The 15676-nt window shown below is 71.2% G+C and carries 12 protein-coding genes; 8 read left to right on the forward strand and 4 right to left on the reverse strand.

The window, feature by feature from the left end:
• The first annotated feature begins 99 nt into the window (after window positions 1-99).
• On the forward strand, window positions 100-1386 hold the full coding sequence (locus BIU95_RS15930; protein ID WP_139179871.1) for an O-antigen ligase: 1287 nt from the start codon (window positions 100-102) through the stop codon (window positions 1384-1386).
• 155 nt (window positions 1387-1541) lie between these two features.
• On the opposite strand, the gene BIU95_RS15935 is transcribed toward BIU95_RS15930, so the two are convergent.
• The gene (locus tag BIU95_RS15935) at window positions 1542-2288 is read right to left on the reverse strand and encodes a polyprenol monophosphomannose synthase (protein WP_017888795.1); all 747 of its coding nucleotides are present in this window, start codon (window positions 2286-2288) and stop codon (window positions 1542-1544) included.
• On the reverse strand, window positions 2285-4771 hold the full coding sequence (locus BIU95_RS15940; protein ID WP_042538799.1) for a glycosyltransferase: 2487 nt from the start codon (window positions 4769-4771) through the stop codon (window positions 2285-2287). Before BIU95_RS15940 ends, BIU95_RS15935 begins: the two co-directional genes overlap by 4 nt.
• 138 nt (window positions 4772-4909) lie before the next feature.
• On the opposite strand from BIU95_RS15940, the gene BIU95_RS15945 reads away from it, so the two are divergent.
• Window positions 4910-6196 (forward strand): glycosyltransferase, encoded by a 1287-nt coding sequence (locus BIU95_RS15945; protein ID WP_175470785.1) that lies wholly within the window; start codon window positions 4910-4912, stop codon window positions 6194-6196.
• An 80-nt stretch (window positions 6197-6276) separates the two neighbouring features.
• Here BIU95_RS15945 and BIU95_RS15950 read toward each other — a convergent pair whose 3' ends face one another.
• Both BIU95_RS15950 and BIU95_RS15955 read right to left on the reverse strand, forming a co-directional pair.
• Window positions 6277-8769 (reverse strand): hypothetical protein, encoded by a 2493-nt coding sequence (locus BIU95_RS15950; RefSeq protein WP_052481761.1) that lies wholly within the window; start codon window positions 8767-8769, stop codon window positions 6277-6279.
• Window positions 8770-8846: 77 nt separating this feature from the next.
• The gene (locus tag BIU95_RS15955) at window positions 8847-9452 is read right to left on the reverse strand and encodes a hypothetical protein (protein ID WP_071252176.1); all 606 of its coding nucleotides are present in this window, start codon (window positions 9450-9452) and stop codon (window positions 8847-8849) included.
• A 189-nt stretch (window positions 9453-9641) separates the two neighbouring features.
• Between BIU95_RS15955 and BIU95_RS15960 the strand changes: the two genes are divergently transcribed.
• From BIU95_RS15960 to BIU95_RS15985, 6 genes are all read left to right on the forward strand, one after another.
• The gene (locus BIU95_RS15960) at window positions 9642-10544 is read left to right on the forward strand and encodes an ABC transporter permease (RefSeq protein WP_017888790.1); all 903 of its coding nucleotides are present in this window, start codon (window positions 9642-9644) and stop codon (window positions 10542-10544) included.
• A gap of 3 nt (window positions 10545-10547) precedes the next feature.
• A complete protein-coding gene (locus tag BIU95_RS15965) occupies window positions 10548-11777 on the forward strand; it encodes an ABC transporter ATP-binding protein (RefSeq protein ID WP_017888789.1) in 1230 nt (409 codons plus the stop codon).
• A gap of 59 nt (window positions 11778-11836) precedes the next feature.
• Window positions 11837-12853: a glycosyltransferase family 2 protein gene (locus BIU95_RS15970; RefSeq protein ID WP_071252179.1), complete on the forward strand. Its 1017-nt coding sequence runs from the start codon at window positions 11837-11839 to the stop codon at window positions 12851-12853.
• A 74-nt stretch (window positions 12854-12927) separates the two neighbouring features.
• Window positions 12928-14079 (forward strand): glycosyltransferase family 1 protein, encoded by a 1152-nt coding sequence (locus BIU95_RS15975; protein ID WP_071252181.1) that lies wholly within the window; start codon window positions 12928-12930, stop codon window positions 14077-14079.
• The gene (locus BIU95_RS15980) at window positions 14076-14930 is read left to right on the forward strand and encodes a glycosyltransferase family 2 protein (RefSeq protein WP_071252183.1); all 855 of its coding nucleotides are present in this window, start codon (window positions 14076-14078) and stop codon (window positions 14928-14930) included. The genes BIU95_RS15975 and BIU95_RS15980 overlap by 4 nt, the downstream gene beginning before the upstream one ends.
• A gap of 159 nt (window positions 14931-15089) precedes the next feature.
• Window positions 15090-15629 (forward strand): DUF805 domain-containing protein, encoded by a 540-nt coding sequence (locus BIU95_RS15985; RefSeq protein WP_071252185.1) that lies wholly within the window; start codon window positions 15090-15092, stop codon window positions 15627-15629.
• The last annotated feature ends 47 nt before the right edge of the window (window positions 15630-15676 follow it).

The raw sequence follows: 15676 nt of genomic DNA on the forward strand, positions 1-15676 counted from the left end.
GATAGATCGCTCATCGCGCATCGTCGATACAGCCACACCGCGATGTGGTGTGCTCGTCACAAGGTCGTGCGCCAAGATGGACGCGTGACGGACGGCCGGGTGAGCAGACAGGTGCTCGGGCGCCGGTACCTCTCCGCCTGGATCGGCTTCTCGGCCGGTGGACGGTTCAGCCAGGCGCTCGCGACGGTCATCGTGCTGTTCGGGTTCGGCCAGCCCACGGTGGAGACACTCGTCGGTCAGGCGGGGACCTGGGCGGTGCTCGTGACGCTGTTCGTGCTCGCGGGGCTGAGCCTGCTGGGACAGCGCTACCGGATCGAGTGGCACGGGGTCCTCCCCCTCTCGCTGTTGGCCTTCGTCGGCTACTGCGCGTTGAGCGTGCTGTGGAGCGAGTACTCCTGGTTCGCGCTCCGCGGGCTCGTGCAGACCGTGTGCTTCATCGGCCTCGGGCTGTACCTGGCGCTCGGCCGCGACCTGGTGCAGGTGATCCGGGCCTCGGGCGACGCCTTCCGGATCCTGCTCGTGACCGCCCTCGGGCTCGAGGTCCTGTCCGGCCTGGTGCTCGACGTCCCGTTCCCGGCGTTCGGCATCCGCGGTGACATCGCGTACGGCGGCCCGATCCAGGGCATCGGCGGCACACGCAACTTCATGGGCTTCATCGCCGCCATGGCACTGGTCACCTTCGTGGTCGAGTTCCTCACCCGGTCCGTCACGCTCTGGCGCGCGATCGCCTCGACCTCGCTCGCCGTCATCGCCCTGATGCTCGTGCAGTCCCCCATCACCGGCCTGGCGATGATCGCACTCGCCGTCACCGCTCTGGCGCTCTGGTCACTCCGGCACGCGCGACCGGCGACCAGACCGGTGGTCAACGGCGTCCTCGGCGCGGTCGTCCTGCTGACCCTGGCCGTCGGGGTGCTCGCGCGGCACCGGCTGCTCGCCGAGATCGGGGCGGCCGGCGGCACCGCGACGCGCACGGACCTGTGGTCCCAGATCCGGGTCCTGGTGGAGCGCTACCCGATCCAGGGCTGGGGCTGGGTGGGGACCTGGCCGACCGAGCCGGTGGTGCCGTACGTGACGCTCATCGACCCCGCCGGCGTCCGCTTCACCTCGGGCCTCAACGCCTTCGTGGACGCCTGGCTGCAGATCGGCTTCGCGGGTACGCTCATCCTCGGGATCACGGCGCTGCTCGCGTTCGCGCGGGCCTGGGTGACGGCGACGACGTTCCCCGGGGTGGCGTACGTGTGGCCGGCCGCGGTACTCGTGCTGCTCGCCGTCACCAGCACGGCGGAGAGCTACCTGCTGCACGGCGCGGGGCTGATGTTCTTCGTGACGGTGCTCGTGATCGCCGCGCGGCGGCGATCGTGGCGCCGGCACCTGCCGCGCGTGTAGCGCCGGACCGGAGGCCCGTGGCGGCCCCGCACCGCGCCTCCAGGCCGTCACGCCGAACGTTCCGGGCCCGCGCATCGTGAGCAGGAACGGTCGCCCCAGTAGACGCGACGCGACCGTTCCTGCGCACGAAGCGAGCGCACGCTCCGGGCCTCGCGCTACGGGCGCGTGCGGCGACCCAGACGGCGCTGCACACCCCACCGGGTGACACGGAGCATCGCCTCGACCACGATGGACCGGCTCATCTTGGAGACCCCGTGCACGCGGTCGCGGAACCGGATCGGCACCTCGACGATGCGGCCGCCGAGGGCGTCCACGCGCAGCGTCATGTCCACCTGGAAGCAGTACCCCTTCGAGTCCACCGACCCGAGGTCCATCCGCGCGATCGCCGACGAGCGGTACACGCGGTACCCGGCGGTGATGTCGCGCACGTCGAGGCCGAGCACCAGGCGGGCGTAGGTGTTCGCCCCGCGGCTGAGCGCCTGGCGTCGGAGCGGCCAGTCGACGACCGAGCCACCCGGCACCCAGCGGGACCCGATCGCGAGCAGGACGTCCTCGGACGCGGTCACGGCGTCGATCATGGCCGGCAACCGGTCGGCCGGGTGCGAGCCGTCGGCGTCCATCTCGACCAGCAGCGGGTAGCCGCGCTCCAGACCCCACCGGAAGCCGGCGACGTACGCCGTGCCGAGCCCGGCCTTGCCGGGGCGCTGCAGCAGGTGCACGCGGTCGTCAGCGGCGGCCAGCGACCGCACGATGTCCCCGGTGCCGTCCGGGCTGCCGTCGTCGACGACGAGCACGTGGGCACCGGGCACCGCCGCCAGCACGGCGGCCGTGATCGCGCGGATGTTCTCGGCCTCGTCGTAGGTCGGGACGATGACGAGGGCGGCGGTGTCCCCCGGGGTCACCGGTTCAGGCGCCGCTTCACCTTGCCTGCGACGCTGCGGGGGCCCTCGGTGCGCAGGTAGTGCACGGCGCGACCGAGGTCGTAGCGGACACCGGAGAGCTTCTTGCGCTCCGGCACGCGGACGCGCATCTTGTGCGGCTCGATCGAGGACGTCGTGTCGCGCACCGACTTGTCCGCAGCGCGGATCGGGTTCCGGCAGAACTCGACGAGCGGGGCGAGGACGTTCTCCCACGTGAACTGCTCGCGCACACGGTCGACGTTGCCGATGAACTCGGTGCGGGCCTTCTTGTCGAAGAGCGCCGTCTCGAGCGCGGTCGCCAGGCCGTCGACGTCCTGCTCGTGCACCGCGATGCCGAGCTTCTGCTCCGCGACGAGGTCACCGAACGAGTCGCCGGCCGTCGTGACGATCGGCAGACGTGCCCACAGGTAGTCGAGGATGCGGGTGCGGAACGAGAACGTCGTCTCGAGGTGCTCGTAGTGCGTCGAGACGCCGGCGTCGGCCTCGAGCAGGTAGGCGCCGCGCTCCTCGTACGGGATCCACTGGTCGTTGAAGAACACGTGCTTGCCGGTGAGCCCGAGGGCGTCCGCCTCGGCGCGGACCTTCGCCACGATGTCCATCTCGGGGACGTCGGGGTTCGGGTGCTGCACACCCATGAAGAAGAGCTTGACCGACGGACGGCGCTCGGCGAGCCGGGCGATCGAGCGGACCAGGGTGATCGGGTCGAACCAGTCGTAGATCCCCCCGCCCCAGACGACGAGCTTGTCGTTCTTGCCGATGCCCGGCACGACGCCCTTGACCCGCTGCTGGTCGTGCACCGGCGGGGTCGAGGACAGGCCGAACGGCACGACGCCGATGAGCGAGCGCAGGTCGGCGTCACGCGAGTACGTGCGGGCGTTCACGCGGCCGGAGCCGGCGAGCTGCCCGAGCCAGAACATCCGCTGACGCTCCGAGGCACAGATGAAGTAGTCGCCGAGCTCGAGCTGGTGGTTCAGCGTGTCCGAGGCGTCGAGGATCTGGCGGTTCCACTTGTCGACGTCGTCGCTGCGGCCCTGTTCGAGCTGCTCGAGGTGCAGCGGGTCGTAGACGTCGACGACCAGGATCTTGCTGGTCGACTCGAGCACGGGGAACAGCCGGAGCGCGTGGCCCTGCACGATGATGACGTCGGCCCAGCCCTCGTGCTCGACCATCTGGCGCGGGTGGCGGTGCGGGACCGTGACGACCTCGTACGAGGGGTCGATCGGCGACGAGCGGGTGAGGCTGACCACGCGGACGTCGTGCTCCGATGCCAGCTGCTTCGCCATCTGGGTGGCACGGATCGCCGGACCGGCCATCTTCGCGCCGATCGAGTCGCCCGTGATGATGAGGACGCGGCGACGGGTGCCGACCTCGAGCACGCCGAGGGAGTGCACGATCTTGTCGTAGCCGGCCAGGTAGTTCTCGATCGGGTACGCGGGCTCGTCGCGGTTGCCGAACAGGCGGAGGAGCTCGCGGTCGGACCGGACACGGGTCGCCTGGATCTGGCGGCGGGACTCGGTCATCGACGGCAGCTGCTCGACGAACTGGTCGACGCCGTAGATGCCCGCCATGCTCGTCTTCGGCACCGGGATGGTGGGGACGCTGTCGTCGCCGGGGTTGCGCAGGTCGAGCTCGGTGGAGTCGAGCTCCCCGCGGCCCACGGCACGGCGGACGGCGAGCGCCAGCGAACCGGGCAGCGCCGCGGCGAGCTGTTCGTCACCGAGGTTCTTGTAGAGCGTGAACAGTGCGTTGCGCTCGAGCAGGTAGGTCTCGCGGAAGTCGCCGAACTTGTTCATCGACGCGTGGTGCTTGTGGAACGCGACGGACTTCGGCTGGTACCGGAAGCGCCAGCCGAGCAGGTTGAGCCGCCAGCCGAGGTCGACGTCCTCGTAGAACATGAAGTAGCGGTCGTCGAAGCCGTCGAGCTGCTCGAAGAGCTCGGCGCGGATGAACATCGCGGCGCCGGTGCCGAACAGGACGTCGGTCTCGCTCTCCCACCGGCCGGTGTCCGGCGACCCGGCGAAGGGCTTGTAGCCCATGCCGTACCAGGTCATCGCGGCCTCGGTGAAGTCGACGTTGACGCCTTCCCAGTCGAGGACCTTCGAGGCGACGGCACCGATGTCGGCACCGGAGGCGAACGTGGCCATGGCCTCGCGCACCCAGCCGGTGTCCGGACGGGCGTCGTTGTTGAGGAACGCCACGACCTCGCCGGAGGACTTCTCGACGCCGAGGTTGCACCCGCCCGTGAACCCGAGGTTCGCACCAGCGTCGATCAGGGTGAAGTCGAGGGACGAGGCCTTCAGCCGACCGAGGTGCTCGGGGCCCGAACCGTTCTCGACGACGATCACCTCGAGCTTGTCCTGCGGCCAGTCCTGCTTGCGGAGCTCCGCGATGCTCGTCAGGGTGTCGTCCGTGCCCTTGTAGTTCACGAGGATGACGGAAACGACTCCCGGCTTGCGCTCTGTCACGCGAGTTCCTCCAGCAGCTGCCGCGCACCGGGCGCGGGTAGGTGGCTCGGCCAGCGGGGTGCCGCGGGCCGATGACACCCTACAAGGCGCGCCCACCGACTCCCTGCCGCCGCTGCGGATTCGTGCAGAATGGCGTGCGTGACCGCTGTGATCCCGAGCACCCCCATGCCCTCCCCCCTCCGCGAGGACTACGCGGCCCTCGCGGCCGACGAGCACGCCGAGGGCCCCCGCGGCACGATCCGCTTCGCGGTCTCGACCGCCGATCCGGCCGAGGGCAAGGGCGACCTGTTCGTCGCGCTCGGCCTCGCGCGGGCACTCCGGGCCGAGGGCTGGGGCGTGGCGATGTGGCCGTTGGCGCGCTGGGGCGAGGAGCTCCCCGCCGACACCGCCGTCGTGGTCAGCATGATCGAGTCCTTCGTGCCCGGCTACGTCCCCGCCGGCACCGCCCTGGTGGCGTGGGTGCGGAACTGGACCGCCAAGTGGGCAGCCCTGCCGTACCTGGACGAGTTCGACGCCGTCTGGACCTCGTCCGAGGCCGCCCGCGACGCGGTCGCCGCGGGCTACAGCGGCCCCGTCGAGGTCGTCCCGATCGGCGTGGACACCGAGCTGTTCACGACCGACGCCACCGCACCGCGCGAACGTACCGACCGCGCCGTCACCACCGTCAACTTCTGGGGTGTCCGCCGCCGCGTGCAGGACGTCCTGGCCGAGGTCGCCCCGACCGAACCGATCGTCTGGTTCGCCGCGAACGTCGACCACGTCGAGGCCTCGGCCGGCGTCGAGCTCCGCCCAGCGGTGTCCTACTTCGCGCTGCCCGAGGTCTACCGCGCAGCCGGTTTCGTCGTCGACGACGTGATCGAGCCGGCCGCCGAGTACGGCACCCTGAACTCCCGCCTGTACGAGTCGCTCGCGTCCGGCGCGCTGCCCGTCACCGACTGCGCGCTCGGGCTCGACGAGCTCGGGCTGTCCGACGTGCCGGTGTTCGACGACGCCGACTCGCTCGAGCGCGTGCTCGCGATGCCCCGCGACGAGCGCACGGCCCTGGTCGCCCGGCTCCGCGCCGTGGTGCTCGAGCGGCACTCGTTCCGCACCCGTGCCGAGCAGGTCGGCCCGTCGCTCGACGCCGCCGTCGCCGCCGCCTCGGGTCGGAGCGGCGAGCGTGGGGCGTTCCTGCGCTGGGCCACCGCCCAGCGCGAGACGCTCCGGCAGGCCGAGCACGACCGCGACGTCCACCTGTCCGGCGTGCACGACATCAACGCACGCCTGGTCGCGTCGGAGCAGCAGGTCGGCGCGTACGACACCGCACGCCGCCGGGCCGAGGCGGAGCGCGACCAGATCGCGGCCCGCTTCGAGGGCCTCACGCGCTCGCCCGAGTACCGGCTGCTGCACGGCGTCGGTCTGATGGCGCGGCGCGCACGCCGCTGACGGCGGTCGACGCGACCAACAGACGGACGGGAGGCCCGGTACCAGCTGGTACCAGGCCTCCCGTCCGTCGTGGTGACCGTCTACTGCACGGTGACGGTCTTGGTGCCGAAGCTCTTGTAGGTGCCGCTCGGCAGGTCCTGGAAGTAGACGCGCACGGTGTGCGTGCCCTTCTTCAGCCCGGTGAACTTCCGCGACAGTCCCACGTCCGACCCCCAGTCCGGGTGCGCGGCCTGCACGTCGGTCCGGGTCGCGTTCGCGGTGCCCGGCGAGACGGCCACGCCGTCCAGGTGGATCTTGTATCCGACCGGGTCCCAGACGTCCGGGTCGATGGCCCAGCCGGCGACCGTGATGGTGCCGACGCCGCCGGTGACCGACTCGTACAGGCCCTTGACCGAACCGGTCTTGCCCGTCTTGCCGGTGGTGGGCGGGTCGGTGACCCGCACGCTCTTCGTGCCGAAGCTCTTGTAGGTGCCGCTCGGCAGCTCCTGGAAGTACACCCGCACCGAGTGGGTGCCGGCGGTCAGCCCGGGGATCTTCAGGGACAGGCCGACGTCGGAACCCCAGGCGGGGTGCACGGCCTCGACGTCGGTCCGCTTCGCGTTCGCGGCTCCGGGGGCGATGGCGACACCGTCGACGTGGATCTTGTACTGCACCGGGTCCCAGACGTCGGGGTCGATCGCCCAGCCGCGCACCGTGGCGCTGTTCACGCCGCCGGTCACGGACTCGTACGCGCCCTTGACCGAACCCGTCTTGCCCGTCTTGCCCGTCGTCCCCGACGCGTCGGGTTCGGCGGACGATGCGGCGGTCACGGTCACGGACTTGGTGCCGAAGCTGACGTACTTGCCGCCCTGCAGGTCCTGGAAGTAGACGCGCACGGTGTGCTTGCCGGCCTTCAGTCCGGTGAGCCGGAGCGTCAGGCCGACGTCCGAGCCCCAGGTGGGGTGATCCGCCGCGACGTCGGTGCGCGTGGCGTCCGCGACACCGCTGTTCGTGCTCACGCCGTCGACGTGGATCTTGTACTTGACCGGGTCCCAGACGTCCGGGTCGATCGCCCAGCCCCGCACGGTGGCCGTGCCGACGCCGCCGGTGACGGAGTCGTACGAGCCGCGGACCTTGCCGGTCTTGCCGGTCTTGCCGGTGGTGGGGGCGTCGACGACGACGGACTTCGACGCGACCTTGACGTACTTCGTACCGGGCTTGTCCACCACGTAGAGCGTCACCGCGCGCTTGCCGGCGGACATCCCACCGATCGTCTTCGAGAAGCCGAGGGTGCTGCCGACGCCCGGGTAGACCTTCGCCACGTCGGTGCGGGTCGTGTCGGCCGTGCCGGTCGCCTTGCTCACGCCGTCGACCAGGATCTTCCACGAGCCGGGCTTCGACGAGTCGGGGTCGAGGACCCAGCCGCTCGCCGAGATCGTGCCGACGCCGCCGGTCACCGAGTCGAGGACGCCCTTCGGCGCTTCGCTCGTGACGGTGCGGGTGTAGCAGCCGAGCAGGGTGTTGCCGCCGCGGCCCTGGTTGATGGCGTACGTGCAGACGTTGTGCTTGCCGAGGCTCAGCCCGGTCAGGGTCGTCGAGAACCCGTGCCGGGTGTTGTTCGCCCCGAGGGTGCCCGCCAGGTCGCTGCGGTTCGCGTCGGCGGTGATGGTCTTCGCGCCGTCGCCGTCGACGTAGAACGCGACGCGCAGGGGGTTCGTCGTGTCGGGGTCGGCGGCCCATCCCCGGACCGTCAGGGTCGAGGTGGCGGTGGCGGTCACCGCGTCGACGTTGCCGACCGGGTTGCCGCTGCCGCTGGAGGCGCCGAACCAGTCGGTGTACATGCGCCAGAAGTTGCGGTTGCCGTAGGCCGAGCAGCCGTCGCCGCTGCCGTAGAGGTTCGACATCGCCGCGGCGTTCGGCGTGTACGGCGTGTAGATGTAGAGCGCCGCGGTGGCCTGGTTCTGGATGTAGACGGACTTGCGGCCGCACGCGGCGTTCGGGTTGAGCAGGATCGAGTTCGTCCGGCCCGCCTGGTACGCCCACGAGGTCGGCGTCGCCTGGTACCGCTTGAACTGCAGCGCGGCGGCGTAGACCTGCTGGCCGAAGCCGAAGTACGCCGGGTCGCACGGGGCGGTGTCCGGGCACGCGAAGCCGGTGGCGTGCAGGTACATGTAGGACGTCGGCGAGGACGTCGTCACGATGCCCTGCTCCTTCTGCAGGAGCACGAGCAGCACCTTCTGGCTGATGCCGCACGCGGCACCGACCTGGGCGATCATCGTCGCGGCGCTCTTGGTGCCGCCGGCGATGGCCTTGCACCGGCCGGAGACCGCGCCGATCGAGCTCATCTTCTGCGAGAAGTCCTTCAGGCAGGCGGGCCCACCCGAGGCCTTGCGGCAGTTCGGTGCGACGCTCGTCAGGAACGACTGCACGGCGGCGGCGCTCATGGCCGAGCCGTTGTAGAAGTTCGCGTCGCTGATGATGTTGCCCGGGTCGAAGTCCGAGGCGACGGCGGCCGACGCCGACCGGGTCGTGGTCTGCTCCGAGAGCACCGTGCCGAAGGTCAGACCGCTCACCGCGACGGCGAGGGACGCCACGAGCGCGAGGGAGCTGCGGAGGGACCGCCGGACGGGGCGGTCATCGCTGTCGGGACGGGGGGAACGGGTGGGGCGCATCACGGGACCTCGGCGGTCAGGGGGTCGGACGTCGTCGACGCGGAGCCGATGGCGTAGGTCAGGGTGACGGACCAGGTGCCGCTCGGCACCTTCGCCGCGGGGAACGACACCTGCGCGCAGTTCACCGACGAGGCACTCGCCTGCGCGGTGCTCGTGGCCTTCCGCGTGACGCCGTTCTTCGTCGCGGTGAAGGTGCACTTCCCGCTCGTGTCGGTGGTGCCGGAGACCAGGCCGCCGGCCTGGAGCGTCTTCGAGCCGGTGTCCCAGCCGGCGTAGGTCACGACGGCCGTGGCCGGGAACTCCGACGGGTCGGTGTCCGGCTGGTTCGTCGCGCCGCTGCCCGGGAACGGACCGGGGGTGTCGTCGTCGCCGGCGCCGGAGTCGGTGCCGCCGTCGCCGGACGCACCGTCGGTCGGCGACGGGGCCGCTCCGGTGGGTGCCGCGGTCGCCGAGGCGTCGCCGGTCGGGGTCGCACTCGGGGTGCGCGTGGCGGAGTCCGACGGCGACGGGGTGGCGTCGTCGCCACCGCCGGAACAACCGGCCACGAGGAGACTGAGTGCACCGACCACCGCGAACGCAGCGATCGGCCTGGATGCGAGGAGCATGCTGACGGGCCGTCCTGAGGATGTTGACAAGGGTCCGGGTTGCAACAACGGTAACTCGAAAGTGAAGGTTGAGGGTTGGATCGGCCGGAATCACCCCCACTCGGGGTGCACGACGGCCGTCGCCCAACCCCGCCACGCGGGCCCGGTGAGTATGCTGTTCCGGTCCTGCCCCCACGAACGAAGAGACGTATGGTCGACCAAGCCCGCATGACCGCGCTCGCGAAGGAACCCCTCGTCGTGATCGGCGCTCCGACGAGCGCCTTCCGCGGAACCTTCCGCGAGCTGCGCGACGTCTTCCGGCAGCGCGAGATGCTCGGCATGCTCGTCCGACGTGACCTGAAGGCCCGGTACAAGGACTCGGCACTCGGGTTCGTCTGGACGCTCGTGCGCCCGCTGACCCAGCTGCTCATCTACTACTTCGTCATCGGCAAGGTCCTCGGCGCCGCCAACGGCATCGACAACTTCGCCATCTACGTCTTCACCGGCCTGACCGCCTACACGCTCTTCAGCGAGATCGTCGCCGGGTCGACGGGCTCGATCGTCGGCAACTCCGGGCTGATCAAGAAGGTCTACGTCCCGCGCGAGGTCTTCCCGCTCGCCAGTGTGGGCGCGGCCCTGGTGAACTTCACCATCCAGTTCGCGATCCTGCTCGCCGCGACGGTCGTGATCGGGGTCTTCCCCTGGCACGAGGGCCTGGTCTACCTGATCCCCTCGCTCGCCGTCATCCTGGTCTACGGCGCGGCCATCGGTCTCGTGCTGTCCGCGCTCAACGTGTACCTGCGCGACGTGCAGTTCGTCATCGACGTCGGCCTGATGGTCCTGCTCTGGGCCTCGCCGATCGTCTACTCCTACGCGCGCGTGGTCGCCACGGTGAACGCCGACTGGCTCATCACCGCGTACACGAACAACCCGCTGACGCTGGCGGTGCTCGGCCTGCAGAACGCGATCTGGCTGCACGACCCGGCCGACGTCACGTACCCGGAACACCTGATGCTGCGGCTGGGGATCGCCTTCGTGATCGGGCTCTTCTGCCTCATCGGTGCGCAGCGGATCTTCTCCCGCCTGCAGGGCAACTTCGCGCAGGAGCTCTAGACCATGGCCATCAGCACCCCCGTCGCCCCGACGACCACCGGCGACACCGCCGACCGTCCCGACGTCATCGTCATCGACCACGTGCGCAAGCGCTTCACGGTGCGCAAGGACAACACCCTGCGCGAGCGCATCGTCACCCTCGGTCGCGCCGGCCGCAAGCACCGCCAGGACTTCTGGGCCCTCGACGACGTCACCGTGTCGATCCAGGCCGGCTCGACCGTCGGACTGATCGGTCAGAACGGCTCCGGCAAGTCGACCCTGCTCAAGGCGATCGGCGGCATCATCCAGCCGACGTCCGGCACGGTGTCCCGCCGCGGTCGCCTCGCCGCGCTGCTCGAGCTCGGCGCCGGGTTCCACCCCGACCTGTCCGGCCGCGAGAACGTGTACCTCAACGCGAGCCTGCTCGGCCTCAGCCGCAAGCAGACCGACGAGAAGTTCGACGACATCCTGGCGTTCTCGGGCATCGGGGACTTCATCGACACCCAGGTGAAGTTCTACTCATCGGGCATGTACGTGCGGCTCGCCTTCGCCGTCGCCGTGCACACCGACCCCGACGTGCTGCTCGTCGACGAGGTCCTGGCGGTCGGTGACGAGGCCTTCCAGCGCAAGTGCCTCGACCGCATCCGCACCTTCCAGGAAGCCGGCAAGACGATCATCATCGTCACGCACTCGCTCAGCCAGGTGCAGGAGATGTGCGACCGCGTCGTCCTGCTCAACAAGGGCAAGGTGCTGCACGACGGCGACCCCGTGCAGGCCGTGAGCATGTTCCGCGAGGTGCTCGAGGAACGCCGCCAGGGCGAGCTCAGCACCGACGTCGCCGTCGGCCGCGGCAAGGTCCTCGGTGCGAGCGTGCACGTCGACGGCAAGGAGCCCCGCGCGGACGTCATGCCCGGCGACGACCTCGTCGTGGACATGGAGTTCGAGCACCTGGACGGCATCGCCGACTGGGAGGCCGCAGTGCAGATCAACAACGCCGGCGGCCAGGTCGTCTACGGCACCACCACCGGCATCATGGGCCTCGAACTGCACCCGCTGCACGGCCGCCGGAAGCTCCGTCTCCGCATCGCGGACACCGCCTTCGGCACCGGCAAGTACTTCATCAACGTGTCGATGATGGACTCCGCGGGCCGCCACCTGCACGACATGCCGGAGTGCGACTCGTTCGAGGTCCCCTCGTTCGGCAACGCCGTCGGCACCGTCTACGCGCAGCCCACGGTCGAGGAGCTCGACTGACCCCGGTCGACGGCGACACCGGGGCCCGTGCCGTCGGCGCTCCCCGAGCTGACGACACGTTGCGCACCGCCGTCGTCGTCGTCAACTGGAACCGCGCCGACCTGACCACCGCGGCCGTCCGCGCCGTGCTCGACGAGGGCACCGCCGAGGACGTCATCGTCGTCGACAACGGGTCGTCGGACGACTCGGTCGCCGTGCTCCGCCAGGCACTGCCGGACGCGACCGTCGTCGCGCGGGACGACAACGGCGGGTTCGCGGCCGGCGCGAACACCGGCATCCGGCACACGGACGCCGACGTCGTCGTGCTCCTGAACAACGACGCCGTGCCCGCGCCGGGCTTCGTCGCGGCGCTCCGCGACCACCTGGCGCACGCCGGGCCCGAGGTCGCGGCGGTGACGGGCCGCATCGTGCTCGCCGGACGCTGGACGGTCCTCCCGGCCGGTGCGGAACCAGCACCCGATGCGCGCGTGCTGCGCGACCACGACGGGCGGCGCTGGACGCCGTCGGCGGACGGCGAGGTCCGGCTCAACTCGACCGGCGTCCGTGTCGACCGCGACGGCAACGGCATGGACCGCGACTGGTTCGCCCCCGTGGACCGGGTCGCCGACGTCGACGTCTTCGGGTTCTCCGGCGGCGCCTCCGCGCTGCGGCGCACGGCCCTGGACGACGTCGGCCTGCTCGACGAGTCGCTCTTCATGTACTACGAGGACACCGAGCTCGCCTGGCGGCTCCGCCGCCGCGGATGGCGCGTCGAGCACGCCGCCGACGCGGTCGTCGAGCACGACCACTCGGCGTCGTCCGGCGTGCAGAGCGACTTGTTCGTCTTCCGGAACGCCCGCAACCGCATCGTCGTCGCCCTCTGGCACGCCCCCTGGCCGACCATCGCGCGGGCGACCGTCCGGACCCTGGTGCGCGGCCTGCGCGGGCTGGCCTCCGGTCGCACCCGCCGGGAGGCGCGGCTCGTCCTGGCGGCGTTCGCGGACGTCGCGGGGACCCTGCCGGTCCACCTCGCGCGCCGGCTGCGCGAGACCCGGCGCGCGTCCGTCCCGCGCCGCCGCGTGGACCCGGGCGCATGAGCGCAGCGGGCTATCCTGGACACTCCCCCGTCGACGGCCACGGCCACGACGCCCCCGCCCGGAAGGAACCACGCGTGCCGCAGCTCACCGTCCTCGTCGACGGGACCGCGGTACCGCAGGCGCTCGGCGGCGTCGGACGCTACGTCGAAGGGGTCGTGTCGCACCTGACTGACCCGTCGCTCGACGTCCACCTGGTCGTCCGTCCCGTGCACGCCGCGCACTTCCGCTCGCTCGCGCCGAACGCCACCGTGCACACGGCGCCGGCGTGGACCGACTCGGTGCCGCTGCGGTTCCTGTGGGAGCAGACCGGACTGCCGGCACTCGGCCGTCGGCTCGGGGCGCGGGTGCTGCACTCCCCGCACTACACGTTCCCGTTCGGCTGGCGCGGTGGGTCCGTCGTCACGCTGCACGACGCCACGTTCTTCTCGAACCCCGAGTGGCACTCGCGCCTGAAGCGCACCTTCTTCACGTGGTGGAGCCGTCGCTCGCTGCGCACCCGGCCCGTCGTCATCGTGCCGAGCGCGGCCACCGCGACCGAGGCCGCCCGGGTCGTCCGCGGCATCCGTGCCGACGTCCGGGTCGCCCCGCTCGGCGTCGACCGCACGGTGTTCCACGAGCCCGACGTCGCCGCGGTCGAGGACGCCCGGATCGCCGCCACCCTGCCCGAGGGCGCTCCGTGGATCGCGTTCCTCGGCACCATCGAACCGCGGAAGAACGTCACCGCGCTGCTCGACGCGTACGCCGCGGTGCGGTCCGCGCGTGCGGCCGGCGGCGCGGACACGCCGTGGCTGGTCCTGTCGGGGGCGCGCGGCTGGGACGAGACCGCGATCGCACGCCTCGACGCCCTGCAGCCCACCGACCACGTCATCGAGGCGGGGTACCTGCCGTTCGAGGACCTCGCCGGCTTCCTCGGCGGTGCGGACTTCGTCGTCTACCCGTCCCTGGGCGAGGGCTTCGGCCTGCCCGTGGTCGAGGCGATGGCCTCCGGCGCCTGCGTCCTGACCACCCGGCGGTTGTCGCTGCCCGAGGTCGGTGGCGACGCGGCCGTCTACACCGAGCCCGACGCGACGGCACTGGCCGCCGCGATGACGGCGCTGCTCGACGACCCGGCGCTCGTGGCCTCGCACCGTGCGGCGGCGCTGGCGCGGGCGGACGAGTTCACCTGGGACGCCACCGCCGCCGTGCACGTCGAGGCGTACGAGTCCGTCGGTGGGGGGACGCGGTGATCCGGGTCGCGGTGCTCACGGTCACCTACAACACCGGTGAGACCATCCGGCCGTTCCTGGCGAGCGTCGCCGGCGCCTCGAAGGACCCGGTCGCCGTCGTCATCGCGGACAACGGCTCGGCCGACATCGACGCGCTCCGGGCGATCGGTGAGTCCTACGGCGCCGTCGTGGTGTCCTCCGGCGGCAACCGCGGGTACGGCGGCGGGATCGACGCAGCCCTGAGCGCCCTCGACGACGTACTGCCCGACGTGCGACCGGAGTTCCTGCTCGTGACGAACCCCGACGTCGTGCTCGGCGAGGGCTCGATCGACGAGCTCGTGGCCGCGGCCGACCGGATGCCGTCCGGTGGGTCGTTCGGCCCCCGGATCCTCGACGACCAGGGCGAGACCTACCCGTCCGCCCGGCAGCTCCCCTCGCTGCGCACCGGCCTCGGCCACGCGGCGTTCTCGCGGTTCTGGCCCGCGAACCCGTGGAGCCAGCGGTACTGGTCCACCACGAAGGTCGTCGAACGCGAGGCCGGCTGGCTCTCGGGTGCGTGCTTCCTCATCCGCACCGACCTGTTCCGCCAGCTCGGGGGCTTCGACGAGTCGTACTTCATGTACTTCGAGGACGTCGACCTCGGGCAGCGCGTCGGTCGTGCCGGCCGGGCGAACGTGTACGTGCCGTCGTCGGTCGTCACCCACACCGGTGCCCACTCGACGTCGTCCAACCGCCGCCGCATGGAGATCGAGCACCACCGGAGCGCGTACCGGTTCCTGTCGCGGAAGTACCGGGCGTGGTGGCTCTGGCCCCTGCGGGTCGCTCTGCACGCAGGCCTGTCGCTCCGCGCCCGCTGGGTGACGCGCAAGTAGCCCCCGCCCACCGGTACCCCGGTCGCCCAGGTCGCCCAGGTCGCCCAGGTCGCCCAGGTCGCAAAACACCGGTGTCCACGTGTTACACCGCGATCTGGGAGTGTTCGACGTGCGAACACCGGTGTCTTGCGGGTACCCGGCGCCACTAGGCTCGGCGCCGTGCAACGTGATCCCGGACCCTGGCTCGGCTGCGGCCCGATCCACTCCGCCCGCCGCTACTGGACCGGAGCCTTCACGTTCCGCAGCGGCCGTGCGAGCCGCGCCGAGTTCTGGTGGGCACGCGGGGCCGACCTGCTCGTGGTCTGGCTCGTGCTCACCCTCGTGCCGATGATCACCGGTGTCCGGGGCGCCGACGACTCGATGACCGACTTCCAGAACACCCCCGGGTTCCTCGGGATCGGACAGTCCGTCCTGACCCTCGAGGGCAGCGACCACGGATGGCGCATCCTCGCCGAGGGCTCCCCGTCGCAGTGGGTGCTCTTCGCGTGGTGCATCGTCACCGCGATCCCGAACCTGGCACTCGGCGCACGGCGGCTCCGTGACATCGGGACCCCGGCGTGGATGGCGTTCTTCGGCGCCTTCCCGGTCATCGACTGGTTCCTCCTCCTCGGCGCGCTCCGACGTAGTTGGCGCCCGACGCTCCCACCGGAACCGGACCCGTCAGGCGCCGAACTCCCTGTCGCCCACCGCGCCGCCTGACCCGCCTGAGCCGAACCCCGCCCGCGCCGGAACCTGGTTCGCGAGGA

This window comes from Curtobacterium sp. MCBA15_007, assembly GCF_001864905.1.
GTDB classification, from domain to species: Bacteria; Actinomycetota; Actinomycetes; order Actinomycetales; family Microbacteriaceae; genus Curtobacterium; species Curtobacterium poinsettiae.